This is a genomic window from Opitutaceae bacterium TAV5 (assembly GCA_000242935.3).
Lineage (GTDB): Bacteria > Verrucomicrobiota > Verrucomicrobiia > Opitutales > Opitutaceae > Geminisphaera.
In genome coordinates this window covers 5,585,743-5,611,923 of sequence record CP007053.1, presented here as the reverse complement: position 1 = coordinate 5,611,923, position 26,181 = coordinate 5,585,743, and the positions used below count along the sequence as shown (strand labels likewise).

Annotated in this window: 23 protein-coding genes; 10 read left to right on the top strand and 13 right to left on the bottom strand. The window is 64.4% G+C overall.

Annotated elements, in window-relative coordinates:
* Positions 1 to 130 precede the first annotated feature (130 nt).
* Positions 131 to 1,174, bottom strand: coding sequence for a hypothetical protein (locus tag OPIT5_23765; GenBank protein ID AHF94710.1), 1,044 nt, complete (start codon positions 1,172 to 1,174; stop codon positions 131 to 133).
* Between the two features lie 263 nt (positions 1,175 to 1,437).
* Between OPIT5_23765 and OPIT5_23760 the strand changes: the two genes are divergently transcribed.
* The 3 genes from OPIT5_23760 to OPIT5_23750 all read left to right on the top strand — a co-directional run bounded on the left by OPIT5_23760 (position 1,438) and on the right by OPIT5_23750 (position 4,748).
* Positions 1,438 to 2,262 carry a 3-oxoacyl-ACP reductase gene (locus OPIT5_23760; GenBank protein AHF92762.1) on the top strand — a complete coding sequence of 275 codons (825 nt, stop codon included), beginning with the start codon at positions 1,438 to 1,440 and terminating at the stop codon, positions 2,260 to 2,262.
* 134 nt (positions 2,263 to 2,396) lie between these two features.
* Positions 2,397 to 3,200: a 5-carboxymethyl-2-hydroxymuconate isomerase gene (locus tag OPIT5_23755; protein AHF92761.1), complete on the top strand. Its 804-nt coding sequence runs from the start codon at positions 2,397 to 2,399 to the stop codon at positions 3,198 to 3,200.
* 300 nt (positions 3,201 to 3,500) lie between these two features.
* Entirely contained in the window at positions 3,501 to 4,748 is a 1,248-nt protein-coding gene (locus OPIT5_23750; GenBank protein AHF92760.1) for an MFS transporter, read from the top strand.
* Between the two features lie 49 nt (positions 4,749 to 4,797).
* On the opposite strand, the gene OPIT5_23745 is transcribed toward OPIT5_23750, so the two are convergent.
* From OPIT5_23745 to OPIT5_23715, 7 genes are all read right to left on the bottom strand, one after another.
* A complete protein-coding gene (locus tag OPIT5_23745; GenBank protein ID AHF94709.1) occupies positions 4,798 to 5,883 on the bottom strand; it encodes a hypothetical protein in 1,086 nt (361 codons plus the stop codon).
* 30 nt (positions 5,884 to 5,913) lie between these two features.
* On the bottom strand, positions 5,914 to 6,660 hold the full coding sequence (locus OPIT5_23740; GenBank protein ID AHF94708.1) for a hypothetical protein: 747 nt from the start codon (positions 6,658 to 6,660) through the stop codon (positions 5,914 to 5,916).
* On the bottom strand, positions 6,657 to 7,439 hold the full coding sequence (locus tag OPIT5_23735) for a hydrolase GDSL (GenBank protein ID AHF92759.1): 783 nt from the start codon (positions 7,437 to 7,439) through the stop codon (positions 6,657 to 6,659). The genes OPIT5_23740 and OPIT5_23735 overlap by 4 nt, the downstream gene beginning before the upstream one ends.
* Positions 7,412 to 8,572, bottom strand: a complete 1,161-nt coding sequence (locus OPIT5_23730; protein AHF92758.1) for a hypothetical protein — start codon at positions 8,570 to 8,572, stop codon at positions 7,412 to 7,414. Before OPIT5_23730 ends, OPIT5_23735 begins: the two co-directional genes overlap by 28 nt.
* A gap of 122 nt (positions 8,573 to 8,694) precedes the next feature.
* Positions 8,695 to 9,831, bottom strand: a complete 1,137-nt coding sequence (locus OPIT5_23725) for a hypothetical protein (GenBank protein ID AHF92757.1) — start codon at positions 9,829 to 9,831, stop codon at positions 8,695 to 8,697.
* Between the two features lie 64 nt (positions 9,832 to 9,895).
* Complete coding sequence (locus OPIT5_23720) at positions 9,896 to 10,645, bottom strand: hypothetical protein (protein AHF94707.1); 750 nt, start codon at positions 10,643 to 10,645, stop codon at positions 9,896 to 9,898.
* A gap of 41 nt (positions 10,646 to 10,686) precedes the next feature.
* Positions 10,687 to 11,544 (bottom strand): hypothetical protein, encoded by an 858-nt coding sequence (locus OPIT5_23715; protein ID AHF94706.1) that lies wholly within the window; start codon positions 11,542 to 11,544, stop codon positions 10,687 to 10,689.
* A gap of 668 nt (positions 11,545 to 12,212) precedes the next feature.
* On the opposite strand from OPIT5_23715, the gene OPIT5_23710 reads away from it, so the two are divergent.
* Entirely contained in the window at positions 12,213 to 13,016 is an 804-nt protein-coding gene (locus OPIT5_23710; protein AHF92756.1) for an aldolase, read from the top strand.
* A 50-nt stretch (positions 13,017 to 13,066) separates the two neighbouring features.
* On the opposite strand, the gene OPIT5_23705 is transcribed toward OPIT5_23710, so the two are convergent.
* From OPIT5_23705 to OPIT5_23695, 3 genes are all read right to left on the bottom strand, one after another.
* Positions 13,067 to 13,852, bottom strand: coding sequence for a short-chain dehydrogenase (locus OPIT5_23705; protein ID AHF92755.1), 786 nt, complete (start codon positions 13,850 to 13,852; stop codon positions 13,067 to 13,069).
* A 12-nt stretch (positions 13,853 to 13,864) separates the two neighbouring features.
* Positions 13,865 to 14,857, bottom strand: a complete 993-nt coding sequence (locus OPIT5_23700; GenBank protein ID AHF92754.1) for an oxidoreductase — start codon at positions 14,855 to 14,857, stop codon at positions 13,865 to 13,867.
* Positions 14,858 to 15,017: 160 nt separating this feature from the next.
* Positions 15,018 to 15,596 (bottom strand): hypothetical protein, encoded by a 579-nt coding sequence (locus tag OPIT5_23695; protein ID AHF94705.1) that lies wholly within the window; start codon positions 15,594 to 15,596, stop codon positions 15,018 to 15,020.
* A gap of 383 nt (positions 15,597 to 15,979) precedes the next feature.
* Between OPIT5_23695 and OPIT5_23690 the strand changes: the two genes are divergently transcribed.
* On the top strand, positions 15,980 to 16,765 hold the full coding sequence (locus OPIT5_23690) for a glucosamine-6-phosphate isomerase (GenBank protein AHF92753.1): 786 nt from the start codon (positions 15,980 to 15,982) through the stop codon (positions 16,763 to 16,765).
* A 195-nt stretch (positions 16,766 to 16,960) separates the two neighbouring features.
* Positions 16,961 to 17,878: an N-acetylglucosamine-6-phosphate deacetylase gene (locus OPIT5_23685; protein AHF92752.1), complete on the top strand. Its 918-nt coding sequence runs from the start codon at positions 16,961 to 16,963 to the stop codon at positions 17,876 to 17,878.
* A 48-nt stretch (positions 17,879 to 17,926) separates the two neighbouring features.
* On the opposite strand, the gene OPIT5_23680 is transcribed toward OPIT5_23685, so the two are convergent.
* Positions 17,927 to 18,757: a hypothetical protein gene (locus OPIT5_23680; GenBank protein ID AHF94704.1), complete on the bottom strand. Its 831-nt coding sequence runs from the start codon at positions 18,755 to 18,757 to the stop codon at positions 17,927 to 17,929.
* A 223-nt stretch (positions 18,758 to 18,980) separates the two neighbouring features.
* On the opposite strand from OPIT5_23680, the gene OPIT5_23675 reads away from it, so the two are divergent.
* From OPIT5_23675 to OPIT5_23660, 4 genes are all read left to right on the top strand, one after another.
* Entirely contained in the window at positions 18,981 to 20,639 is a 1,659-nt protein-coding gene (locus OPIT5_23675) for a hypothetical protein (protein AHF94703.1), read from the top strand.
* A 268-nt stretch (positions 20,640 to 20,907) separates the two neighbouring features.
* Positions 20,908 to 22,179, top strand: coding sequence for an MFS transporter (locus tag OPIT5_23670; GenBank protein AHF92751.1), 1,272 nt, complete (start codon positions 20,908 to 20,910; stop codon positions 22,177 to 22,179).
* Positions 22,180 to 22,296: 117 nt separating this feature from the next.
* Positions 22,297 to 23,058, top strand: coding sequence for a membrane protein (locus tag OPIT5_23665; protein ID AHF92750.1), 762 nt, complete (start codon positions 22,297 to 22,299; stop codon positions 23,056 to 23,058).
* A gap of 74 nt (positions 23,059 to 23,132) precedes the next feature.
* Positions 23,133 to 23,855: a hypothetical protein gene (locus tag OPIT5_23660; protein AHF92749.1), complete on the top strand. Its 723-nt coding sequence runs from the start codon at positions 23,133 to 23,135 to the stop codon at positions 23,853 to 23,855.
* Here the strand turns inward: OPIT5_23660 and OPIT5_23655 are convergent.
* The gene (locus OPIT5_23655) at positions 23,827 to 26,148 is read right to left on the bottom strand and encodes a glycogen branching protein (protein AHF92748.1); all 2,322 of its coding nucleotides are present in this window, start codon (positions 26,146 to 26,148) and stop codon (positions 23,827 to 23,829) included. The two genes, OPIT5_23660 and OPIT5_23655, sit on opposite strands and share 29 nt — an antisense overlap.
* Positions 26,149 to 26,181 lie beyond the last annotated feature (33 nt).

Here is a 26,181-nt window from a genome sequence, read left to right as displayed (position 1 = left end):
GCTTCGCCCCAAATCGCGCAAAGCATGGATCCGTAGCTGCGAACGTGAGTTCGCAGGATTTGGTGACTGGCGGCCCGCGAACGACCTGCGAACTCACGTTCACAGCTACGGTGTCCGTCCTTCCGTGGTCTCACCAGTTGCACCCGCCGGCATCCACCGGCCAGCGAACGGCGGAGCCATCGTTATTCACGATGACCAGCTCCCGCGCCAGATTCACCACCGGACACACATGCGCGGGGATCCAGTCGATCACGTCGCCGATTTGCAGGGAATCCACGGCCGCGCCCGTCACAAAACCGTGCTCCTCGCTCAGACGCGTCACCGCCAGGTCACGACCGTCCGCCGGACGCGCAAACACGCTGACGGCACCCTCGGTAAGGCGGTCGCTGCCAAACGTCTTCGTGCCCGCATCGATCAACGCCAGTCCGCACTCCGGACGATCCACCACGGTCGCCCGCACGACCAGCGCCACCTCGCTGCGCCGGCAAGCGCCAACCGGCTCCGACAGATAAAGGTCGCCAAAAACATAGGCACCCGGCCTCACCACCGCCACGTGTTCGCGTCCGGCAAATGCCTTTGCCGATACACTGCACCCCGGCCACAACGGCAACTCCCCGCCCAACACCTCGCGAAACTCCAGCAGCCGCGCGTACGCCCGGTCCACCAACCCGGCCAGTTTCTCCCGCGGCGTCGCATACGCGTGCCCCTCATGCGTGTAAATGGCTACCGGATGCACCCGGGCGGCATGCCCCGCCAGCAAAGCGCGCAATGCCCTCGCCTCCTCAAGCGAACGCAGTCCCTCGCGTCCCAGCCCGGTGTCAACCGCCACGGCCACCGACCACGGTCTGCCTGCGCCACCGGTTGCGCCGCCAGCCGCTGCGTCCAGCAGCGCGACCAGCGCCTGCGCATGGGCCAGACTCGTCACAGCGATCACGAGGTCATCGAGTTGCCTGCGTAATGAGTTTGCCCTGACAAGCGCCGCCGGCGTCGCCAGCGAGTGCGCCCAGAAAATCCTCTTCACGCCCGACGGCAGCATTGCCTCCGCTTCACTCAACTTCGCGCACGTCAAACCCGCGGCTCCCAGCGCCAGCTGGCGGCGGGCAATTTCCACGCACTTGTGCGTCTTGATGTGCGGCCAGAGCTGCACCCCGGCCTGATCACACACCGATTGCATCCCTTCCAGATTCCGTGCCAGCCGGCCTGCATCCACCCGCACCTGCGGCGTCCTCGTGGCTTCCGGCCCAAACCGGCACGCAGCACCGCGAATCTCCTCTTCCCCTCCTGCCGGCTCTGCGGACTTATGTCCGCGGCTACTGGTTTTTTCCGGTTTTTCCATTCTTCAGTGTTTCGTATTGTAAAACTTGCATTCCGACAAGCAAAATGCCATCTCTCTCAGGACACAGCAAAACGCCACCCGGCGCCAACCGTTTTTCGAGCATGAGCACACCTTCCGTTTCCATCCCCGACTCCGCCGCCTGCCCGGCATCCGGTCGCCCCACTCCTTTTTCTCTCCACGGGCGCACCGCGCTGGTCACCGGCTCCTCCAAAGGCATCGGCCTTGCGTGCGGACTTGCTCTGCGGGATGCCGGAGCCCATGTCATTTTCCACGGGCGCGTTCCGTGTCCGGCCGATCTTCCCGACGACTCGTCCTACATCGCCGCCGACATCGGCACGTTTGACGGCATTCAGACGCTCGCCGACGCCGCCTTTTCCGATGCGGCTCCGCACCCCGCCGATATCCTGGTCAATTGCGCCGGCAGTTATTTCGACGTTCCCTTCGGGGAGATTACGCCCGCCATCTGGCAGCAGACATTCGACGTCAACGTACGATCGGCCTTCTTCCTTTCCCAAGCCTTCGCCAATGCGCGCGGCAAGCGCGGCGGGGCGATTGTCATTGTCAGCTCGACCAACGGATTTCAGGCCGAGGCGCAAAGCGCCGTCTACGACACCTCGAAGGGCGCGCTCGTCATGATGACGCGCACGCTCGCTCTGGCCCTCGCACCTCAAAACATCCGCGTCAACGGCATCGCGCCCGGTCTCATCCGCACACCGCTCACCGGCTGGCTCGACACCAACGACGTCCTGCGCTCCCACTACGAACACAAAATCCTGCAAGCGCGCATCGGCCGCGCGGAGGAATGCGGCCCTGCCTGCGTCTATCTCTGTTCCGATGCCTCCAGCTACATGACCGGTCAGACGCTCGTCATCGACGGCGGCCTCACCGTCGGCCAGATCGGCCGCCTGCCTGAAGCCTCCCCGTAGCTGCCGAAGTAAGCCGGCAGGCTGCGCAGACCCGGTTCTTTCGCCGCTTCCTTTTTTCTCCATCTCTTCAAACCGCCTCCTGCAACTCCGTACGTGCCTGCGAACTCACGTTCGCAGCTACATTTTTCCAAACCATGAAGATCATCCGTTATCGCGACAGCCATGACCAGATTCACTTCGGCTCCCTCAAGGCCGATGGCAGCGCCGAGCGTCTCACCGGCGACCTTTACGGCGAGCTTGCGCCCACCGGCGAACGCGCCGATGTGGCCAAACTCCTCGCCCCGCTCGTCCCCGCCGGCATTCTCTGCATCGGCCTCAACTACAAGCACCATGCAGCCGAAAGCGGAGCCAGGGTTCCCGAGATTCCGATCCTTTTCGTCAAGGGCAACAACACCTTGCAAAACCCCGGCGACCCCATCGAGATTCCCACGCACCTGCGCAGCGACGAGGTCGATTACGAATGTGAACTTGCGGTCGTCATCGGCAAGCCCTGCAAAAATGTCACCCGGGCCAATGCTCTCGACTACGTCCTCGGCTACACCTGCGCCAACGACGTGAGCGCACGCGACTGGCAAATCAAACGCGGTGGCGGGCAATGGTGCCGCGGCAAGTTTTTCGACACCTTTGCGCCCCTCGGTCCCGCCATTGTCACTACGGATGAAATCCCCGATCCCAACGCCCTCAAAATCAGCACCACGATCAACGGCGAAGTTCTTCAGGACTGGAACACCGGCGACATGATTTTCGATGTGCCCGCGCTGATCGAGTTCCTGAGCGGCAGCACCACCCTGCTCCCCGGGACCGTTATCCTGACCGGCACTCCGCATGGCGTCGGCATGGCGCGCAAGCCCCCGCGCTGGCTGCGGGCGGGCGATCGTGTCGTCATCGAAATCGAAAAGATCGGCCGGCTCGAAAATCCTGTCATCGACGAACCGTGACGTTGCCATGACCTGACAACCACAAGAGGCGGACAGGGAACTGCACGCCCTCCCGCGTCTTCCATGAATGCAGATCGTGCGCACCTTCAGAGATGGAAATTTAAAATTTGACAAAAAATGGACCTCATATGTATACACATGTATCAACTTTGGGCATTTTTGATTTTTCAAGTAACAACCCGAGCGAACCAGGCTGTTTGATGAATCTTGATCGCTGCGGCCGGGGTGGCCCATCCGGACGCCGATTCTCTTCACTCAACATGTCTGCCGCGTGCCGTGACCGGCCCGATTGATTTTTTCATGCCCGCATCCTCACCTGCTCTTCCGGCACGCGCCTGGCTCGTTGTCGGCCTCCTCTGGGTCGTCGGCTGCCTCAACTACATCGACCGCATCATGCTCACCACGATGCGCGAGAGCGTGGTCGACGCCATCCCGATGACCGACGCGCAGTTTGGCCTGCTCACCTCCGTCTTTCTCTGGATCTACGGCTGCCTGAGCCCCTTCGCGGGTTTCCTCGCCGACAGGTTCAGCCGCACCCGGATCATCATCGGCAGCCTGATCGCGTGGTCCTGCATCACCTGGCTCACCGCCCACGCCCAAAACTTCGAGCAACTTCTCGCCGCCCGCGCCCTCATGGGCATCAGCGAGGCTTTTTACCTGCCCGCCGCACTCGCGCTCATCGCCGACTACCACCGCGGCTCCACCCGCTCGCTCGCCACCGGCATCCACATGACCGGCATCTTCGTCGGGCAGGGGCTGGGCGGACTCGGCGGCGTCATCGCCGAGCGCCACGACTGGACCACCGCCTTCAACCTCTTCGGCCTCGCCGGCGTCGTCTACGCCGTCGTGCTCATGATCGCCCTGCGCGACCCGCAGCCGGTCGCCTCCGGGACGGCAGGCCGGTCGGACGCCTCCGCGCCCGTGTCCAGGCCCCGTCTCGGCAAAGCCTTTTCCAGCCTCTTCCGTCTGCCCGCCTTCTGGCTCGCCTTCGGTTTTTGGGGCCTGCTCGGCATGGCCAACTGGTGCGTGCTCGCGTGGATGCCCACCTACCTCGGCACCCGCTTCAACCTCGGGCAGGGCGCTGCCGGCTTCTCCGCCACCGGCTACCTGCAAATCGCGGCGCTGGTCGGTGTGCTTTTCGGCGGCTGGTGGGCGGATCGCTGGAGCCGCCACAACGAGCGAGCCCGCATCCTCGTGCCGCTGATCGGCATGCTCGTCTCCGCACCCGCGGTCTTCCTCGTGGCCACGACCGACACCTTCAGCCTCGCCATCGCCGGGCTCATGATCTTCGGCGGCACCCGCTGCTTCGCCGACGCCAACATGATGCCCATCCTCTGCGTGGTGGCCGACCAGCGTTACCGCGCCACCGCCTACGGCATCCTCAACTTTTTCGCCTGCGTGATCGGCGGCCTCTCCATCTACGTCGGCGGGGCCATGCGCGACGCCCACGTCGAGCTCGACAAGGTTTTCCTCTTCGCCGCCTTCGCCCTCGCCGCCTGCGCCGCGCTCCTCGCCTTCCTCAAGCCCCGCCCCGGCGCGAACGAGTGACGCCGCGGATTGGGCCCGCGCAATACACGGAAGGCGATAGTCCGCCGGCTCAATCTGCCGATGCCCGGGCGGAGCGAAATCGCCAGGCCAGGACGGCGGCGGTCCTGGCCGATGGCCGGGTTTCGCCGCCCACGATCACCGCCCGTCCCCGCCAATACGCCCCCGCCGCGGCCGCGACTGGATGGAGGCCGGTATCGGTGATGCCGTCCCGCTCGCCGAAAGGCTCCGCCGGAAGGACCGCGCCGGTCTCCCATTCGCCGGAAGACACGTTGTACAAAAACGTCCCCGTGCTGAAGCCCGGATGCTCGCGCGGCGGTCCACCAAAAACATCGGCGTAGCCACCCGCGATGAGGATACGTCCGTCTTCCAGGACCGGGCACGGCGTCGCCGCCGCCACGCGCGCTTCCGGCATCGCGGGCAACATCCGCCACACCCGTTTCGCGAGATCGTAGCGGCAGGCTCCGGAGGACGGAGACGGCCGGCCGTCTCCGTCATACGCCAGACCCCCGAACAGGTAAAAATGATCTCCCTGCGCGGCGGCGCAGGGCACGATCACGCCGGATCCGGGCAGATCGGCCTCGCGCCGCCAGCCTCCCGCCGGCGCGCGCGGGTCCAACGACCATACCCGCGTGTTCATGCGCCTCGCATCCGCCGCGTGCTGCCCGCCCGCCACGACCACCCGCCCGCCCGCCACCGCGGCAACCCCATAGCCGAGCGGCGCAGGCAAATCGGGCAGCCGGCTGACGACGATTTGCCCGCCGCTCCACCCGATCCGGTGACAAGCCGCCTCGTATCCCTCCGCCGACAGGCCGCCGAGGAGGTAGATTTCATCCCGCGCCGCCGCGACGGCGAAGTGCCCCAGCCCCTTGGGCAGCCGGGCCTCGCTCTCGCTCCAGCGCCCGTCGGGTGAAGCCAGGACATAGATTTTTTCGCCGTAGCCTTTCGTGCCGCCCTGCCACAGCGGACGGTCCACGAACCGGGAACCGCCGCCCGTGACCAGGGCGCCGTCCAGCACGCCGGCGAACATGCCGCCAAAACCGACCGGATCGGGCAGGCGCGCCAGTTGCTGCCATTCCCCGCCAACCACCTCCCCGCACACGGTCGCCAGCCCCACCGCCGCCAGGGAGAGGTGCATTCTGTTCATCCCGGGATGAAGTTTCCCGGCTCAATAGGGCTGCGCCTGGGTGGCGTCGGAAAAGCCATACCAGAACAGCCTCTTGGCCGCCGACCAATCGGCGCTCGACGGCTCCCGGATCACCTCGTTCTTCGGCACCGCGGCGACATGGCCGTCGCAAAACAGCACCATCGTCTTTCCGTCCACGAAATTGAAATAAGTCTCGGGATAGGAGCCATACATCACGCTGTTCTGGCGGGTTTCGATCAGGAGCATGGTGCGCGCCGGATTCTCGAGCAGCATGAGCCTGGCCGGGGCATCGATCCAACTGGTCGCGTTGCGCGGCCGGGGCAGATCGACGTTGCGGGCATAACTGTGATAGGTTTCCCGCCCGCCGAGCAAGGGAGGCGCGAGCCGGCTGCGCTTGATCCCGGGGTTGTTGGCCGTGGCCAGATCATCGCCCCGTGTCACCATGATGGCGTAATTCTGACCGGCGTAGAAGAAAGGAAGAAACTGGTCCCAGTACGTGAAGGCCGTCGAGGACCCCGGCCCCCATTCCGTCGAATAGGTGGTGAAAATCTCGTCCTTGCGCTCCGTCGCCCACAAGGCGGCGGCCTGCCCGAGGCTGCGCAGGTTGCCGATGGCGCTTACCCGGTTCGCCTGCTTGCGCACCGCCTGCACGGTGACGAGCAGGATGGCGGCCAGCACGCCGATGATGGCGATGACGGCGAGCAGCTCGATCAGGGTGAAGCCCTGCCGTCCGGCAAAGCGGCCCGCGATTTCATGTTCATTTTTCATATATTCGATTCCTCCAGTTTCAGTGTGTCTCCCAGGGCCGCCTTGATGGCGGCGGTCAAAATCTCGTAGCCCGCGGCATTCGGGTGGATGCCGTCGGGCATCAGGCGCCGGTCCACCTCTCCGTCCGGGAGCAGAAAGGGCGCGCCGCAATCGATGTAGACAACCTGTCCATCGCCGCCGATGGCCGGCAGGCGCCGGTTCACCTCCTCGATTTGCTTTCTGTAATCCGACCCGGCGGGCCAGCGGGGCAACAGACCGAGGAGCAGGATGCGTGCCTCGGGGAAACGTCCACGCAGCTCGGTCACGATCGCGACGATGCCGTCCACGATCTCGGGAGCGGTGTTGCGCAGGCCGGAGCCACCCTTTTCACGCCCGGTGTTGTTCGTGCCGGCGAGCAGGACGACAGCCTTGGGCCGGTAGCCTTCGCCCTCGCCGTTTTGCAGGCGCCACAGGATGTGCTGGGTGCGCTCGCCGTTCACCCCGAAGTTCGCCGCGCGGAGAGGCTCGAACTCGCGTTGCCAGACCGGCAGCCCTCCGCGCGCGGGGCTCCGGTCGGTCCAGTACTGCGTGATCGAATCACCGATGAAGAGGAGATCGATCCCTCCCTGTCGCGCTCGCTCGACATAGCTTTGATGAAAGCGTCCGTCCCGCGCTTCCGGCGTGGCGGCGGTGTTGCCTGTCGCGCGGCCACCCGGCAGCACGACGAACAGTGCGCCGACGAGCATGATCCCGAGGGAGGCGCGGCGCTTGTTCATGGCCGTGACACCTTGATGTTCCATTTCGCCTGCCGCAGCCCGGCGAGATGCGAGCCCTCCGGCGCCTCATACCAGACGGTCAACAGGCTCCCGTCGCGGAGCTGCACCGTGCTGGGATAACCGAGGTCCCAGTTCGCGCCGTCGTCGGTGACGACAAACTCCTCCGACCAGGAGCGCCCGTGGTCGCGGCTGAGTTTTCCGCGAATGCCGAAGGGAGCCTGCCGCCAGCCGTAGGTGGTGATGAGCGTGCCGTCCGCCAGCCGCACCAGATGCGAGGGGTAACCTTCCGCCACCACGCGCGGGGCATCCCAGGTTTTTCCGCCGTCTTCGGAACGGCTCTGGATGATGCGCTGCCGGGTACCCTTGGCCGTCTTCACCTTGTTGCGGACATGCACGATAAGCGCGCCGTCGGCCGCCTCGATGGAGTGCATCTCGCCGGGGCCGGTGGGCAGCTTCGAGAAGAGTGTCCACGTGAGGCCGTCGTCCTCCGACACCCACGCGTCGTGAGCCGCCGCGAAAAACATCCGCCCGTCGCGCAGCGCCACCGGCCCGTGGGGATTGTAGCCGGGCACCTTGTAGCGCGGGGACCAGGTGAGCCCGCCATCCGTGGAACGCTTCATCCAGAATCCCACGTCGGCCTGGCGCTCCGCCTGCGTGGAGCGCGCCTCCACGTTGCGCCACCTGGCGAGCGTCTCCGGCAGGTGTTCGCCAAACACCGAGGCAATGAGGCGCTTCGGGTCGTTCATGTGGATCTGGTAGCCGATGATCGAGGTGTAGAAGCCCGCCAGCAGCACCCCGTTCGGCGTCTCCACGATGCCCGAGTCGCGGTTGTCGGTCAGACTGTCGTCCAGCACGCGGGGCCAGGTCCACGTCGCGCCCTCGTCATGCGAGGTCATGTATTCGAGCCGCCCGAGCGGGCAGACGTGGTAGTCGCGCCCGCCCGAATACACGAGATGCAGCGTGCCGTCGCGTCCCGCCGCCACGGTGCCCCAGCCGTGGTAATACCGGTTTTCGTGACTGATGATCTTCGTCTCCGTCACGCTCACGGTCACGCGCTCGCCCGAGGCCGGCATCGGCGGCGCGTCCGCGAGGGACTGGCGCGAGACTCCGCCGGCGGGCGCCATGCGCGCCTCGTCCGCCATCGCGACCGCGCCCATGGACAAAAAGGCGGCAAACCACCTCCAGTAGGGAAAACCGGAAAACGGGAAGAACCCGTTCCGCCTCTCTATCCATTCCCTTTTTCCTGCTTTCCACATAAAATAAAACGTTCGCGGCTTCTTTATTCGAGGCTCCAGCGGGCCTGTCGCAGCACGGCCTTGGGCGAGTCGGCCATCACCTCATACCACACGGTCAGGAGCTGGCCGTCCGCCAGTTCCACCGTGCCCGGATAACCCACGTCCCAGCCTGGCGCGTCGTCGGTCAGGACAAACTCCTCCGACCACGTGCGCCCGTGGTCGGCGCTCACGCGCCCCCGGATGCCGCGGGGCGCCTCGCGCCAGCCGTAGGTCATCACCAACCGGCCATCCTTCAGGCGCACCAGATGGGAGGGGAAACCGTCGACACCGATCGCGCGCGGCAGGGTCCAGGTCGCCCCGCCATCGTGCGATTCGCACTGGAGCGTCTCGCGCCGTCCGCCGTTGTGATTGCGAATCTGCACGATGAGCGTGCCGTCGGCGGCCTCGATGGCGCTCAATTCGTGGTAATCGGTTACCGTCTCGCCGGGCCGGGGCTCCAGCCACGCGGCGCGTTTCCACGTCAGCCCATCGTCGGCGGAGAGCCACACGCCGACCTTCTTTTCCTCCGTCCAGAGTTCCTTGCCGGCATAGAGCAGGCGGCCGTCGCGCAGCGCCACCGGACCATGCGGGCTGTTGCAAGGCGCGGCATAGCGGTCCGACCACGTCTTGCCGCCATCCCCGGAGCGGATGAACCACATGCCCACGTCGCGCTCCTTCGCGGCCTGCGCATACCGGGCGTCCGCGCTGCGCCAGCGCGCCAGATGGGTGTCGAGTTCGTCGCCGAAGGTTTTTTTCAACAAGCGCGCGGGGTCGCGCAGATGGTCCTGATAGGCGAGCGAGGTGAAGGAGGTCACCAGCAGTGCTCCGCCCGGCGTGGCGAGCACGCCCGCGTCGCGGTCGTCGGTCGCGCTGTCCAGCACCACACGCGGCCACGCCCAGGTCCGGCCGCCGTCGCGCGAGGTCATCAGCTCCACCCGGCCAAAGGGGCAGACATGGTAGTCGCGCCCCCCGGAATAGACGAGAAAGAGCCCGCCCGAGGCATCCGCCGCCACCGTGGGCCAGCCATGATAATAGCCGGGCTGCGGACTGACGACGCGTGTCTCCAGGACCTGAATACCGGCTCCGGCCTGACAGGCCCACGAGCCCGCCGCCACGAGACACACCGCACGAATAAAAAACATCATTTCGGAAGTAGGGAAAAGTGGTGCGGACTGAACACGGTCGCGCGTCAGGGGCCGGGCAATATCAACGATGGCGACGACGGATGGCCGCGACCCCGACCGCCACCGCGCCCAGACCGAGCGCGATGGTGCCCGGCTCGGGAATTGCCGACGTCACCGAGCCATTGATGGTGAAGGGAGCGGAGCTGTCGTTGCCGATGGTCAGGAGCCCGTAGCTGGCGTTCGACGCATTGCGCCCATAGCCGTAGATGCGGAAGATGATGGTTCCCGTCACGCTTTGGACGGTTTCACCCAGATTGAAGACGACCCCGGTCGGGTCCGCCGCAGTGCCGGCGATGGCCTGGGAAGCCAGGTTGGAGGCAAAACCATCCAGACTGGAGCGAATGGCCAGATTGTTCGGACCGGTGTTGTTGCTCGCCCGTCTCGCCCCGAAGGTGATGCTGGCGACGTCGAGCTCATAGCCTGCATCCACCGTCAGGCTGAACTCGAAATAGGCGTCGTATTCGACGGCCGTGCCAATTGTATAATTGGCTCGAAAAAGCGCATTTCCCATGGCGAGACCCGGCGCAAACGCCATGCCATTCGAGGTGAAATCCGATGATGAGCCCGGCGCGCCGAAGTTCGTGCCGCGGGTGATATCGCTCACCGTCACGAAATCGGCCGAAAAACTGGCCGACGCGGAGGCTTCAAGCCCGGTCGTGCCGGTGAAGTTGTAGGTGGCGAGGACATCGGCCTGCGCGACCGGGAAGCAGGACAAGGCGCCGGCGGCAATCAGCGCCGCTTTGATCGTTTTGTGCATTTTATTGGTTTTCATTGTGTTGAGACAAAAATATCGGGGAGCTTACAGGCTCTTGTTTATTTATTTTGAGGCCAAAGGGTCGGGTTCACCAAAATGTCCGAAACTGCAGGCTCGAAGGCTTCGAGCGCGGCGAGGACTGGCTGCGGGAGCGGGCCCTTGCGAAAATGAGCCAGATTCTGCTCGAGCTGCGGCACGGTCTCGACCCCCACCAGGACCGAATCCAGGTCATCACGGCTGAGCATCGCCCGCACCGCGAACTCGGCGAGAGGCAGGTCAAAGGCCCGGGCGATTTCGCGAAGCCGTCGCCGCGGTTGCTCCACTTCGCGCAGGGCATCCGGAGTGGCTTCGTCCGTCATCAGGAGCAATCCCTGCAGGTAAACACTGCGGGCAAAAATTGTCGTGCCCTGCCGTTTCGCCGACGCCAGCAGGCCGGAGTGCGTGTAGCGACGGTCGAGCAGGTTGGAAGGCACCTGCCAGACCGTGAGCTCGGGCAGTGCAAGGGCTTTTTTCGCAAATTCAGGATTCACGAGTGATACGCCCCCCGCGCCGATCAAACCACGGTCGCGGAGGGCGATCAACTCGTCCGCATAGGAGATGTTGTGTTCGCGGTGAAAAAGGCAGATTTCGAGACGCTCCAGGCCAAGATGCGCAAGTGATCGCGTGACGCTGGCCTCGATCCGGCGGGCCGCTTCAGCGGAGGAGAGTCCGGGAGAAAGCGGCTCCACTTTCGTCACGACATGAAACGCATCACGAAGCCCTGTGATCGCAAGAGCACGGCCCAGAACCTGCTCGCTCTCGCCATAACAGGCGGCTGTATCCAATACATTGATGCCGCCTTCATGAGCCCGGCGCAACAGAGCGCAGATGGAATCGAAGGAGGGGCAGCCCGTGCTGTTGGCGACTCCGTAGGGCAAGCCAAATTGCACCGTGCCCAGTGTCATGCGTGACAACGTCCCTGCGCAGCCTTCCGGCTCACGCTCCGGGCTGCGAGGCAAGCCGCGGGCCGGGGCGGGAGAATCAATGGCAGGATTGGCGGATACAAGAGAAGGCATCGGTGGTAAAAACGCAAAAGGAGGTGGGTTACCGGAGCTGTAAAATTTTGAGCACAGAGATCATGTCGATACGTGTATACATGCGAATGCAGTAATCGTGCCAGATTCACCTTTCCTGCTGAATTTCCTCAAGACTTGGCGCCGGGCTTTTCCGGCGCTGCGGTAAGCGGGGGCGCAACTCTTCGTTGCGCGTCCGTGGCGGCCAGACGAGGCACAATCCGGAGCAGGGCAATCAGCAGGAAGAAAGACCGGGGAGGAGGCATCGGCGGGAATCGCGGGTTGCGTTGCCGTGTTCGTCAGAACACGGGTCCTCGGAGAGAGAGCCGGCATGCGTCGGCAGTCGCGAGGAATGGTTGGTATGTTGGCGGGTACGGGGTTGCGGGTGGGTCAAAAGATCAGATGGAAATCGAGAAAAATCTCGCCATGACGACATATGTATACACATAAACCCATGCCGGACATCAAGCCTGATTTCCCGTTTATTCCAATGAATAATAAATATTTCTCAAAAATATCATAAATAATATCTTATGAAACTCAGATCAAGCCGCCTGCTCTCCGCCTTGCGGTCGGGGCAATCCACCACGCTCTTCAAACTCAACCTGACCGATCCGGCGATCGTCGAGGTGGCCGGCGTGGCGGGAGCCAGCACGCTCTGGCTCTGCAACGAGCACGTGCCCAACGACTGGCTCAACCTCGCCAACCAGATCCGCGCCGCCAGAATCCACAATATGGATACAATGGTGCGCGTGGCCAGGGGAAGCTACAGCGACTACGTGAAGCCTTTCGAGGCCGACGCCACCGGCATCATGGTGCCCCACGTGACCACGGCGGACGAAGCGCGGCAGATCGTGGCGTGGACGCGCTTCCGCCCCGTGGGGCGCCGGGCGCTCGATGGCGGCAACATCGACGGTCGTTTCTGCCAGGTGTTGCTCCCGGACTATCTCGACCATTCCAATCGCGAACGGTTTGTTGTGCTCCAGATCGAATCACCCGAGGCACTGGAAAACGTGGAGGCCATCGCGGCGGTGCCCGGTTTCGATCTTTTGCTTTTTGGCGCGGGCGATTTTTCACACCTTGTCGGCAAGCCCGGAGAGATGCAGGCTCCGGAAGTGGTCGCCGCCCGCAAACGAATCGCCGCCGCCGCGGTGAAGCATGGCAAATGGGCTGCGCTTGCCGGCCTCCCCGCACCGCGCGCGGAACTCGAGGCAGAGGGGTACCGCGTTTTCGGCATCGGCGCCGATGTGATCGGCCTGCACAACTATGTGCGCGATCAGCTGGCCAGCTTCGAGAGCGCTCCCTCGATGCAGGTGCAACTCTACGCGAAGGGATGATGGCCCCAGCCTGCCGACTCACTTCGGCAGCTACGGTCCTCCGCGCCGCCTCACTTCGCCAGATAGCCGCCGTCCACCGCGAGGCTGGTCCCGGTGATGTAGGAGGAAGCGTCGCTGAGCAGGAAGACCACGGCGCCGCCCAGATCGGTCCTGTTGCCCATGCGGCCCAGCATCGTCTGCGCGGCATAGCGTCGGACAAACCCGGGCGCTTGCGCTGCCTGGAATCCGCCGGGTGACACGCAATTGACACGGACGCCGCGCGGCCCCAGCACGCCCGCATAATACCGCGCAAGGTTGAGCATGCCGCCCTTGTGGAAAAAATAATCAGGGGGCGGGGGCGGCATGGAGAGTCCCTCGTAGAGCGAGAGCGACGGGCCGACATGTCCCTGGATCGAACCGATGTTGACGATGCTTCCCGATCCGGACCTGGCCATGACGTCGCCAAAATAACGATGCATCAGGTAGAGCCCGGTGGCATTGACGCGCATGGACTCGGCGAATTGTTCCGAAGCGCGCTCCTCCGGTCCGACCATCGGGCGGGCGGCGGAATTGTTGACCACCCCGTCCACACACCCGAAACGGTCGAGTATCCCGTCGCGCAAGGCGATGACGGATGATTCGTCGCCCTGGTCCAGCCGGGCGGCGCAAGCCCGATATCCTCGTGCCTGCTCCTCGGCGGCGACTTTTTCGCAGGCTTCCTTGTTGCGCGATGCGATGACCAGTTCGGCGCCGGCTTCCGCCAGATCGGCGGCAAGCCCGCGCCCGTAAAGGCCGCTCCCGCCGGTGAGCAGGATCACTTTTCCCTTGAGGCTGAATCGGTCGAGAATGGTCGGCATGGTGTCGGAAAATTACCGGGACGCGGGGACCTGCGGCGTTTCAGTTTCGGCCAGTTCATCCGCCATGGCGGAGACAGGCACCGGGATGCCGCCCGATTCCCTGCTCCGGATGCCGGCGAGGAGGACGAGCATCAGTTCCCTCGTTTCCTCGTAAGGCACGGGCGGACGGCCGGTGCGCACGTAATCGATGAACGCCAGCAACTGGCCGCGAAACGCACGGTAGGTGTCGGCCAGGCGAATCGTTCGCGACGTTTTTGTTCCGAACAAATTGACCGTGCCAAAGCTGCCGTAGGCATCGCCGAGAATGGACAGGGTCACCGGCACACGGGAACGATGCGTCAGGGTGGCGATCTGGCGGTCGTCCTGTGCGCGCAGGCTCACGTCGAGGAAGCCCGGTCCCAGCAGCGGTTCGACCGCTTCGAGCGCGTGGATGCCGTAGCGCTCCCAGGTCTTGCAGGTCACGCTGGTGATCCAGCGCAGTTCGCCCAGTGCTTCGCGGGCAGTATCCGATCCGGCCTCCGCGATCTCCGGCGCGTAGCGCAGACCACTCGACGAAGTGAGGCGCGCCCCCTGTCTTGCCCAAGCGTCGAACCGGGACAAATCGGCGAAATTTGTGGCCAGCGGCTTGTCGACGAAAACCGGGATCCCCGCCTCCACAAACGGATGCACCCGCCACACGTGATCGTCACCGTCGTCAACCGCGACAAGCACGGCATCGACCTGCCCGATGACGTCCTCCGGCCTTGTCACAACGTTCGGGATGCGGGCGGCCTGTGCCACGGACGCTGCCTCCGCCGGGTTGTCCGTCCACACATGCGTGACCCTCGCATCCTCGATCCCGACCGAGCCGGCCGGCTCACGCGAGAGGTATTCCTGAATGACGGGATAGGGACAACACCGCATCGCATCGGCATTGTAGCCGTTGACGATGGCCGACCAGGAATACGGATGCCCGTTGCCCGGAATCATCCCGAGCATGGCAAGGCGGAGAGAGGAAGAGCTCATTGAAAATGCAAAAAAACGTCCGCTAGACCAAGCGGATCATCCAGACGAATCCACATGCATACATATGAGGGCAACAAAAATTTTTCAAAAAGGAAATCGGCGGACCGGAGCGTCAACCGGAAGGCAGACAGAAGTTGCTCCCTCCCGCCCTGTTGGCTGGTTATGCTGGCTCGGCCACAGCAACGCTGTGCAGCCATTCGTTCGCAGCCCGGCTCAGACCGGCCAGGTGATTCTCCATGGCCTGCCGCGCCTTCGCGGAGTCGCGTTTTTCTATGGCTGCAACGATCGCCTCATGATCGGCGACCACTTTTTTCGGCTTCTGGAAAAACTGGGAAGGAAACCGGAGGCCGCGCGGCGGACTCTGCCTGAAAAGAGTCAGCCAGACTTGCAGGCGGCTGTATTCGTCGGAAAGCACCCGGCTGTGAGCCCCTTGCACGAGCGCCTTGTGAAACTGGTAATCCAGATCAGCCAACTGGCGGCGGACATTGACATCCTCGGGATTTTCATCGCCGTGTTTCGCAAAAAGCTGCTGCAGGCGTTCGTTGCGCGCGCGCATGGCGGCAAGATCCGCCGAGGAGCGCCGCTCCGCAGCGACGGCAGCGATGTTGGGCTCCAGAGACGAGCGGAGCATATAGAGATCGATGATTTCGTCCGGGGAGAACTCGCGGACCGTGGCTCCCGAACGCGGGGCGATGGTGACGAGTCCTTCCGCCTCAAGTCTTCGCAAGGCATCGCGCACAGGGGTGCGGCTGAGATTGAGTTCTCCAGCCAGACCCTGGTTCGAGAGAAACGCTCCCGGTGGGTATTGGCCGTCAAGAACCCGTCTGCGCAATTCCACAAAAGCGACATCACTTGCCGATTCATCCATGATTGGGAGAGCGGTAAGTCGCCACCCTTCGCATGACAACTGGAAATCCACTGTGCGTGTCATTGCGTGAAACGCCTGTGCCATCGTCGTCCTGCCATTATGACGGATGGAACTCCGGTCTTTCATCGGTCGACCCGGAGAGGTTTTTGCGACGAGGGGCACTGAATCCCACCCGCAAACACGCGTGATCGCGTTCGCACGTTGACAATATCCCGAATTTGATGTCACGTAACATCATTCTTCCGTCAAACATCATGTCCGACATCGTCACCACCCTTCCTTCCCGGCCGGTCACGGCCATTTTCCCCGACCGCCGCGCCATGGGCGAGGCCGCCGCCCGGCTCGTGCAGGACGAGATCGCACGCGTCGTCGCCACCAAGGGCTCGGCCCGCATCATCATGGCCTGCGCCCCGTCGCAGAACGACTACTACGCCGCGCTCATCCCGCTCGCCAGGGCGACGCCCGAGGTCTGGGAAAAGGTCCACGTCTTCCACATGGACGACTACGTGGGGCTCACCGCCGACCACGAGCAGAGTTTCCGCAACTACCTCAAAAAACACTTCCTCGATCACGTCGAGGTGGCTTCCTTCAGTCCGCTCCAGGCCGAGGCCGCCGACATCGCCGCCGAGGCGCGCCGTTACGACGCTGCTCTCGCCGCCGCGCCGATCGACATCATCAGCATGGGCATCGGCGAAAACGGGCACATCGCCTTCAACGATCCGCCGGTCGCCGATTTCAACGATCCTGTGCGCGTCAAGGTCGTGGAGCTCGATCCCGTCTGCCGCCAGCAGCAGGTCAACGACGGCTGTTTCCCGACCGTGGCCGACGTGCCGAAGCACGCGCTGAGCCTCACGCTGCCGGTTTTCGCCAACGCCGGCCTGCTCGCCTGCATCGTGCCCACCGTCCGCAAGGCGCAAGCCGTGCGCGACACCCTGTTCGCGCCGGTCGGCACCGCCTGCCCCGCCACGCTGCTCCGCCAGCATCCCCGCGCCCACCTCTTCATCGACGCCGACGCCGCCTCGCTGCTGCCGAAACGGTAAGCACCGTCAGACCCGGAGAAGATGTGAACCGCTAAAATACGCTGAAGAACGCCCAAAAAAATCACTCCATCCTCTTCCCTGCCTGGCGACAGGGGATCCGGCAATTTTAGCGTTCTTCAGCGTATTTTAGCGGTTCACCTCACGGTTCGGAAAGCGGACCGGAGGATGAACCATACGCCAACATTTCCCGTCACCATGTCCGTTTCCGTTCCCTTCTTTGATCTTCAGGTCAACGGTTATGCCGGCGTCGATTTCCAGCAGGACGGCCTCACGCCGGCTGCGCTGGAGCATGCCATGCAGGCCCTGCTCGCGCACGGCACCGGGCGGATTCTGCTCACGCTGATCACCGATTCCATCGATGCGATGTGCGCCCGCCTCGAACACATCGAACGCCTCCGCCAGCGCAGCGACCTCGCCCGGCGGATCGTCGCCGGTTATCACCTCGAAGGTCCGTGGCTGTTGCCCGAACCGGGTTATCACGGCGCGCACAATCCCGCCGTCATGAAGGCCCCGAAGCTGGCCGACTTTCGCCGGCTCCACGAGGCCTCGGGCGAACAGATCCGCCTCGTCACGCTCGCGCCCGAATGGCCCGGCTCGCCCGAGTTCATCGCGTGCCTCACGGAAAAACGGATACGCACCGCCATCGGCCATTCCAATGCCGGCGATGAGGAAATCGACGACGCCATCGCCGCCGGCCTCACCCTGTGCACACACCTCGGCAACGGCGTGCCCGCGCAGCTCCATCGCCACCACAACGTCATCCAGCGCCTCCTCGCGCGCGACGAGCTGACGGCGGTCTTCATCCCCGACGGCATCCATGTGCCGCCTTCCGTTCTCCGCAATTTCGTGCGCGCCAAGCCTCCCGGCAAGGCGCTCTTCACGAGCGACTGCATGGCCGCCGCGGCCGCCGGCCCGGGCCGCTACACGCTCGGGCGCATCGTCACGGAAGTCGGGCTCGACGGCGTCGTCCGGGAGCCGGGCAAGGAAAACTTCGCCGGCTCCGCCCTCACGATGGACCACGCCGCCAACAACGTGCAGGCCTTCCTCGGCTGGAGCCGCGAACAGGCGTTCGCCGCCTGCTCGACCGGCGTCGCCGCCGCGCTCGGCCTGTAATCCGCCGACGGGTACACATCCGCTGGCGTGACGGCAGGCCCCTTCCGCTCAGGGCGCTCCGCGCAGGCGGCGTCCGGGCGACCAGCTCCAGCCCCTGTTTCCGTCCGGCATGGGCAACGGCAGTCCTGCGGCGCCGGAACCGGCCACGCTCATGACGGCCTCGACCGGCGTGCGCACGCCGAGACGGGCAAAGGCTGCCTTCCGGTGCGTGCGCACCGATTCCAGGCTGATGCCGAGCGCATCGGAAAGTTCCCGGTTGCCCATGCCCTCGCAGATGCCCGCCAGCACCTGACGCTGGCGCGCCGTCAACTGCGGATGGATCAGCCTGATCTTTTCTGCCGGCGAAGCCGATTCCCAGGCGCGCAGTTGCGCCAGGCGGAACACCCGGCCCAGATGCGGACGCACCACTTCCAGCAACTGCCGTTCGCGCTCGGTGTAGGGTCGCGCCTCGGTCCGGAAAAACCCCAGCACCAGCAACCACTCGCCATCCGGAATGACCATGCCCAGTTCATGCTGGATGCCCCCTGGCAACAATACTTCCCGATAAAGAGGAAGGGAACGGTACTCCCGGTCGGTGAAAAAATCGCGATTGCCCAGCACCCGTTCTCCCCAGACATCCGGGTCCAGGGAGAAAAGCGGCGAGCAATTTTTGAGGCGCATGTAGATTTCGCCTCTTTCCTCACCATTTTCCAGCGGTATCGATGTCGAGCTGCGACAGGCGCCTGTCCGCCGGTTGAGACAGCCGCACTCGATGTACGTCACCTCGACCAGCCAGCCGAGGACGGCGAATACATGGCCGGCAAATCCCTCGACCGTGCCCTCGAATTCGTGGAGCCACACGATGGCCTCCTGCGCTCGCCGGCAGGCCGCGCTGTCCATTTCCCGAAACGGTCGGCTGATCATGACCCGGCCACCGGTAAGGCAAACCGCTGGCATCGCAACCGGAACACCGGTTTTTTCGCCGCAGGTTCCTCCCGCTCGCAGGCAATCCGGGAAAATGACAAAAAAATGCGTTTTTCCCCCCGCGGGGGGAAAGACATATTCGCCAGCGTGTGGCAGGATGGGGGCGAACCCGATTTCTACCACACTCTGCCACGCCACGATGTCCGTCTCAGTCGTCTCCTTGTTTTTTACGAGGTCGGCGCATGTCTTTTCATGCCGCCGGTCTGTTGTTCTGGTCCTTGCCGGCCTTCTTCCGCTCCTTCCGGCCCGCCTCGCCGCCGGTCTCGTCGCCACGGATGGCGACCTGGTCGGCGAGGAAGCGCCCCCCGTGATCCTCGACGCGGGCGGCACGGAAGCCGACACGGCCGACTATATTCTCGGTGAAACCGGAAAATTCGATCTCGATCTCTGGGTCGGCAGCTACTTCGAGAACCTCACCCTCGGCGGTATCACCGAATGGAATACCTTCACGATCCGCAATGCCTCCGTACTCACCGCCGGCCAGGTCACGGCGGGCGGTTCCGCATCCGGCAATCACAACACGATCGCCGTCACCGGAGAAGGCTCCACGCTCGATGCGCGCGCGCGTGTGACCATTGGCGATAGCGGTTCCTCCAATCGCCTGATCGTCTCCGATGGAGGTTTTGTCGGAAGCACATGGAGTTCCTCCCCCAGTATCGTCTTCACGGTCGGCGGCATGAGCGGCTCCTCCCGCAATTCCGTGCTCGTTACCGGCAGCGGCTCCACCGTAAGCGCCAACACGTTCCAGGTCGGCTTGGCGGGTGACCATAACGACGTCCGCGTCGAAAACAGCGGGACCGTCGTCACCAATTACGGCTACGTCGGTGTTGTCTCCGACTCTTTCTCCGCCGGCTATGGCAACTCCGTGACGGTCACCGGCAATGGCTCGTCATGGAGATCGGACTACGTTTTGACCATCGGCGATAACGGGCAGGATAACCGCATGCGAATCGAGGACGGCGGCAGCCTTTCGGTCGGAGACAAGTTTTACGACATCGTCGCGTCCCGCCCTCCCGCCGCCCTGATGATCGGCAGGGAAGCAGGCGACAACCGTCTGGAAATCACCGGCGGGGGCAATGTGCACAGCACCAGCGCGGCCATTGGCGTCTTTGATATGCCGGCTAGCGAGGGTTACACCGGCGGCAACGGCAACAACCAGGCTCTCGTCTCCGGCGCCGGCTCCGTCTGGACCAACGACGAGGCCTTTTATGTGGGCTGGGGACAGCCCGACAATACGCTGACGGTCGAGAACGGCGGCGCCGTTTCCACCGGCTCCGCCACCATCGGGCTTCAGGACACCGCCCTCGACAACCGCCTCACCGTGCGCGACGCCGGTACGCAGTTCGACATCAGCGACGCCCTGATCATCGGAGCGGGAGGAGCCGGCAACACGCTGACCATAGAAAACGGCGCACTCGTCGCGCTGCATGCCGACGATGCCTCCGCTCTTGTCATCGATGCGGAGGGCGCGGGCGGCAACTTTCTCCGCCTCCACGACGGCTACTTTGCCTGGGCCGGCGACCAGACCGAGGCCGTCCGTTCTCTCCTCGATGGGGGTCTGATCCAGGTTTTCGATGGTGAAAACTGGATCACCGCCACGCTGGACAACGGTTTCGAACTGGCCTGGTTCGAAACCGATGCGGAGGCCCTCGACTGGAGCGGATACGATCATCTCGGCGGCTACACACTTTTCACCGCCAGCCTGGCCGTCATACCCGAACCGGCATCATGGCTCATCCTCGCCGGCCTCACAGCGCTGGTCGTCGTGGTGCTCCGGCGAAAAATCTGCGCCGGGTAAGTCACGCTTCCTTGCGTTACGGGTGTAATCGGGGGTGGTGAAGGCCGGATTGGCAGAAAAAGTGGCACGGGCATCCTTGCCCGTGGACGGCGCGAAGCGCCGCCTTCCGGAACACGGGCTGGAAGCCCGTGCCACTTCATGGGCAAGGATGCCCATGCCACCACCACTTCCGATTGCACCCGGGCGTTACTGCCGGTCGACATTTCTGTTTCCCATCGGCGTGTGTTCCCCTTTTCTCGCGGGCACAGCTTCCATCTGCCACACCCGCATGTCGCCCGCTACCTCTTCTGCCACATCCGTTCCCGCCGTCCGTCCATCCGTCCTGCGCGAGGTGCTGCACCCCGCCGTCGTCGTCGGTGCGCTCGGCTACTTTGTCGATATCTACGACCTCACGCTTTTCAGCATCGTGCGCGTGCCCAGCCTGCAAAGCCTGGGATTCGCCGGCGACCAGCTCGTGAAACACGGCATCTGGCTGCTCAACCTCCAGATGATCGGCATGCTGCTCGGCGGCATCGCTTTCGGCATCCTCGGCGACCGCGTGGGGCGCGTCACCGTGCTTTTCAGCTCCATCCTGCTCTACTCGGCGGCCAACATCGCCAACGGCTTCGTCTCCACCATCGAGGCCTATGCGCTGTGGCGGTTCGTCGCCGGTTTCGGCCTGGCCGGCGAACTCGGCGGAAGCATCACGCTCGTCTCCGAAGTGCTCTCGAAGGAGCGGCGGGCGTACGGCACCGCGCTCGTCGCCACGGTGGGCGTACTCGGGGCCGTCGTCGGTGGCGTCGTGGCCGAACTGGTCGACTGGCGCGTATCCTATTTTGTCGGCGGCGGGCTCGGGCTCGCGTTGCTGGCGTTGCGCGTGAGCGTGGCGGAATCGGGCATGTTCCGGCACATGAAAACCACCGCGACAGGCATCTCGCGCGGAAAGTTTTTCTCGCTGTTCACCAGCCGGGCGCGTTTCGGGAAATATGCGCGCTGCATCCTCATCGGCCTGCCGAGCTGGTTCGTGGTCGGCGTGCTGGTGACCTTTTCGCCGGAGTTCGCCCGGACGCTCGAAATCCGGGGCGAGGTGCGGGCGACGGTGGCCGTCTCCATCCTCTATCTCGGGCTCACGCTGGGCGACCTCGCCAGCGGACTGCTCACCCAGTGGATCGGCTCGCGCAAGAAAGTGGTGCTCGGCTTCATCCTGCTCACGGTGGCCGGCGTGGCCGTTTATTTCTGCTCGCGCGGCACGCCCGCCTGGTGGTTCTACACGGTGATTTTCTGCCTCGGCACGGGCATCGGTTACTGGGCGGTGTTCGTGACGATCGGCGCGGAGCAGTTCGGCACCAACCTGCGCGCCACCGTGGCGACGACGGTGCCCAATTTCGTGCGCGGCGCGGTCGTGCCGATCACGCTGGCGTTTCGCTGGTGCCAGCAACAGTTCGGCCTGACGACCGGCGCGCTGATCGTCGGCGCAGCCTGCCTCGTCATCGCGCTCTGGGCGCTCTCCGGGCTGGAGGAAACGCACGGCAAGGACCTCGACTACTTCGAGCCAGTGTGAGACCGACGGCAGAGAGGCCCACGAAACACACGAAAGCCAGACCATCGGATCTCTCCGTATTTTTTCGTGTCCTTTCGTGTGTTTCGTGGGCCATCTTCCCCCCGGTCACCTTCTCCCGTGCAACTCACCTTCTGGAGTTATCCGTTTCTGTTTCTCACCGGCCTTGCCGCCGGGCTGGTGGATTCGATCGCGGGCGGCGGCGGGATCATCTCGCTGCCCGTCCTCCTCAACCTCGGACTGCCCGTGCCCGTCGCGCTCGGCACCAACAAGCTCCAGTCGAGCTTCGGCAGCCTCACCGCCGCCTGGCACTACTCGCGCCAGGGCGTGGTCGACTGGCGGCAATGCCGCGTCGGCGTGATCGCCACCCTCGCCGGAGCGATCGCCGGTTTCGCCGCGGTGCAACTCGTCCGCACCCGGTTTCTGGAGGCGCTCATCCCGTGGCTGCTCGCCGCCATCGTCATCTACAGCATCGTGCGTCCGCAAGTCGGCTCGCAGGATCATCCGCCGCGGATGGGAAGACACACTTTCTTTATCTGCTTCGGCCTCGGACTCGGATTCTATGACGGTTTTTTCGGGCCCGGCACCGGCTCGTTCTGGACCATCGCGCTGGTGGCGGTGATGGGCTTCAATTTTCTGAAAGCCACCGCGTACACGAAAATCATGAACGCCACCAGCAACGTCGGTTCGCTGGTGCCCTTCATCGCCGCAGGTCAGGTGGACTTCGCCGCGGGCCTGGTGATGGGCGCCGGCCAGATCGCCGGCGCACGCATCGGCGCGAGCCTCGCGGTGAAGCGCGGCGCGCGTTTCGTGCGCCCGGTTTTTCTGGCGATGGTCGTGGCCGTCATGGCGCGGCTGATCTGGATACGATTCACGCAGTAGTTCTCCCCCCCGTGGGGAAGTCCTTGCCCGATCCCGCCATCTGCATGTAGATGGCAACCCGTTTTTCCTTCGCCATGCACCCAACTGACACCCGGCAGGAACCCTCCCCCTCCGAATCCACGCGCAAACACCGGTGGCGCCGCATCGTTGTCGCCGCCGTTTTCGCTAGCGTCCTCTGTGCCGCCTACGCCTTCTGGCCGCGAGCGGCGCGGCTGCGCAGCTTCGACCCCGACGAGGTGGCGCGGATCGACGCGCAGGCATGGCGGCATTATTACGAAAAAGACTACGCCAGGCTCACACGGGATCTGTACCGCCTGTGCCGCCGCCAACTCGGGGCTTCTCCGGCCCGAAGCCTGCAGATCGGCTGGGAGGCGGCCTGGGCCGCCCGGGTGTTCCAGCAGTCGAAAAGCAGGGAGCAGGCCCGGGCCGCCCTTCCGTATCTGGAAAAATATTACGACATCATCCGGACGGTGAGCGGCGAACCGTTCGCGACGGACGAAGCCGCGCGGCTGGAGCTGGAATGGTGGCAGCAACGGCGGGAAAACGCCGGGCCCGAGGAGTACGCCCGGCCCATGGCCGCCTGCGCGGCGGTGTTGTACGGGGTTTTTAACGACGACATCCGGCAGTCCGCCGAAATCCGCGCCCGGATGATGGCCTGGCGCGATGCGCGGGGCGGCGCAATGACCGGCGACGACTGGCGCCACATCGAGGAGGAACTGCGCCGCGCCACCCGCCACCTCCGCGCGGGAGTGCAACCCGCCCGCGCCGTCAGTCCCCCGCGTGGCGAAACACCGTGACGCTCATCGGCGGGAGGGTGAGCAGGAGGCTCTCGTCGAAACCGTGCGCGGCGACCGGCTGGGCGTGCTTGCCGCCGTCGTTGCCGAGGCCGGTGCCGCCATACCAGGCGCTGTTGGTGTTCATGATTTCCTGCCACCAGCCGCCGTGAGGCACGCCGATCCGGTAGCCTTCGCGCACGAGCGGCGTGAAGTGACCGACGACCGCTAGCTTCGTTTTCCCGTCGGGCGAAATGCGCAGGAACGCGATCACGCTGGCCGCGGCGTCGTCGCCGGCGATCCAGCGAAAGCCTTTCGACGTCAGGTCGGTGGCGTGCAGGGCGGGCTCGTCCCGGTACAGGCGGTTGAGATCGCGCACAAGGAGACGGATGCCGTCGTGGTCCAGGTATTGCAGCAGGTGCCAGTCGAGCTGGCGCGCGTAGGCCCACTCGGAGCTTTGCCCGAACTCGCCGCCCATGAAGAGGAGCTTTTTGCCCGGCCAGGTCCACATGTGGCCGTAAAGCGCGCGCAGGTTGGCCGCTTTCCCCGGAATGTCGCCCGCGCCCATTTTCATGAGGAGCGACCCCTTGCCGTGCACGACCTCGTCGTGCGAAAAGACAGTCACGAACTTTTCCGAGTACTGGTAGAGCGCGCCGAAGGTGAGTTCGTTGTGGTGCCAGCGGCGGTGGACGGGATCTTTTTCGAAGAAGCTGAGCGTGTCGTGCATCCAGCCCATGTTCCACTTGAAGTCGAAGCCGATGCCGCCTTCGGCGACGGGCTTCGAGATGCCGGCAAAGGCGGTGGACTCCTCCGCGATCATGAGCGCACCGGGATAATACTCGTGGACGAGGCGATTGGTCTCGCGGAGGAAGTCGATGGCGTCGAGGTTCTCGCGTCCGCCGAACTTGTTGGGAATCCATTCGCCCTCCTTGCGCGAGTAGTCGAGATAGAGCATCGAGGCGACGGCGTCCACGCGCAGGCCGTCGATGTGGTAGCGGTCAAACCATGACAGGGCGTTGGCGATGAGGAAGCAGCGGACTTCATGGCGGCCGTAGTTGAAAATCAATGTTCCCCAGTCCATGTGCGCGCCCTGGCGCGGGTCGGAGTGTTCGTAAAGGTGCGTGCCGTCGAATTCGGCGAGGGCAAACGCATCGCGCGGGAAATGCGCAGGCACCCAGTCCACGATGATGCCGAGGCCGCGCTGGTGGAGGTGATCGACGAAAAACGCAAAATCCTCCGGCGTACCGTAACGCTGCGTCGGCGCGTAGAAACCGGTGACCTGGTAACCCCACGAGCCGTCGAAGGGGTGCTCCGCCACGGGCATGACCTCGATGTGCGTGAAACCGTGTTCGAGCGCATAATCGGCCAGTTGCGGGGCGAGTTCGCGGTAGGAGAACACGCGGTCGCCATCCTCGACCTTGCGTTTCCATGAGCCGAGGTGGACCTCGTAAATCGAAATCGCGCGGTCAGGGTCGGCAGCCTGCTCGCGGCGGCGGGCGAGCCAGGCGTCGTCGCCCCACGCGTGTTTGCACGGGTTGCAGACGATGGACGCGTTGCCGGGGGGAGCCTCGAACCGGGTGCCGTAGGGATCGGTCTTGATGCGGATATTTCCGGCCTGGTCGAAGATCTCGTATTTGTAGAGCTCGCCTTCGCCGAGCGAGGGCAGGAACAGTTCCCAGACGCCGGAGGCGCCGAGCGAACGCATCGGGCAGGAGCGGCCGTCCCACTGGTTGAAATTGCCCACGACGGAAACGCGGCGGGCCGAGGGCGCCCAGACGGCGAACGACACGCCGGCCACACCGTCGATCACGCGCGGGTGGGCGCCGAGTTTTTCGTAGATGCGGTGCTCGTTGCCCTCGTTGAACAGGTACAGGTCCTGTTCGCCGAGCGTGGGAAGGAAGGAATAGGGATCGAACACCTGGAAGATATGCCCGTTGGCGTAGGTGGCGCGGAGCTGGTAGCGGAAAAAGTCGCGGCGCGGGAGGAAGAGTTCAAAAAACCCCTCGGGCGCGATCTGCTCCATCTCGTGGGCGGCGGGAGCGGCCACAGCGGGGGCGGCGGAGGTCGTTGCCGAAGCGGTTTTCGCAGCGGCGGATTTTTTGCCGCCCCTGCGCGCCTTGCTCCTGCCGGCAGGCGCGGAAGGGGCCGGCGCAGGCGTGACCTCGACGACTTCGCAACGCACGGCATCCTTCAGGAAAGCACGCACCACGAGACCCGCGGTTTTGCCCTTTCTGGCGGGGTGCATGCCAAGAAAGGAATGGGGCTGGGCGTTGGTGGCTTCGAGGAACGACTTGAGTTCGGAGGGGCTGATGATCATGCGGCGGACAAGTCAGCGGAAACAGGGAGGCTT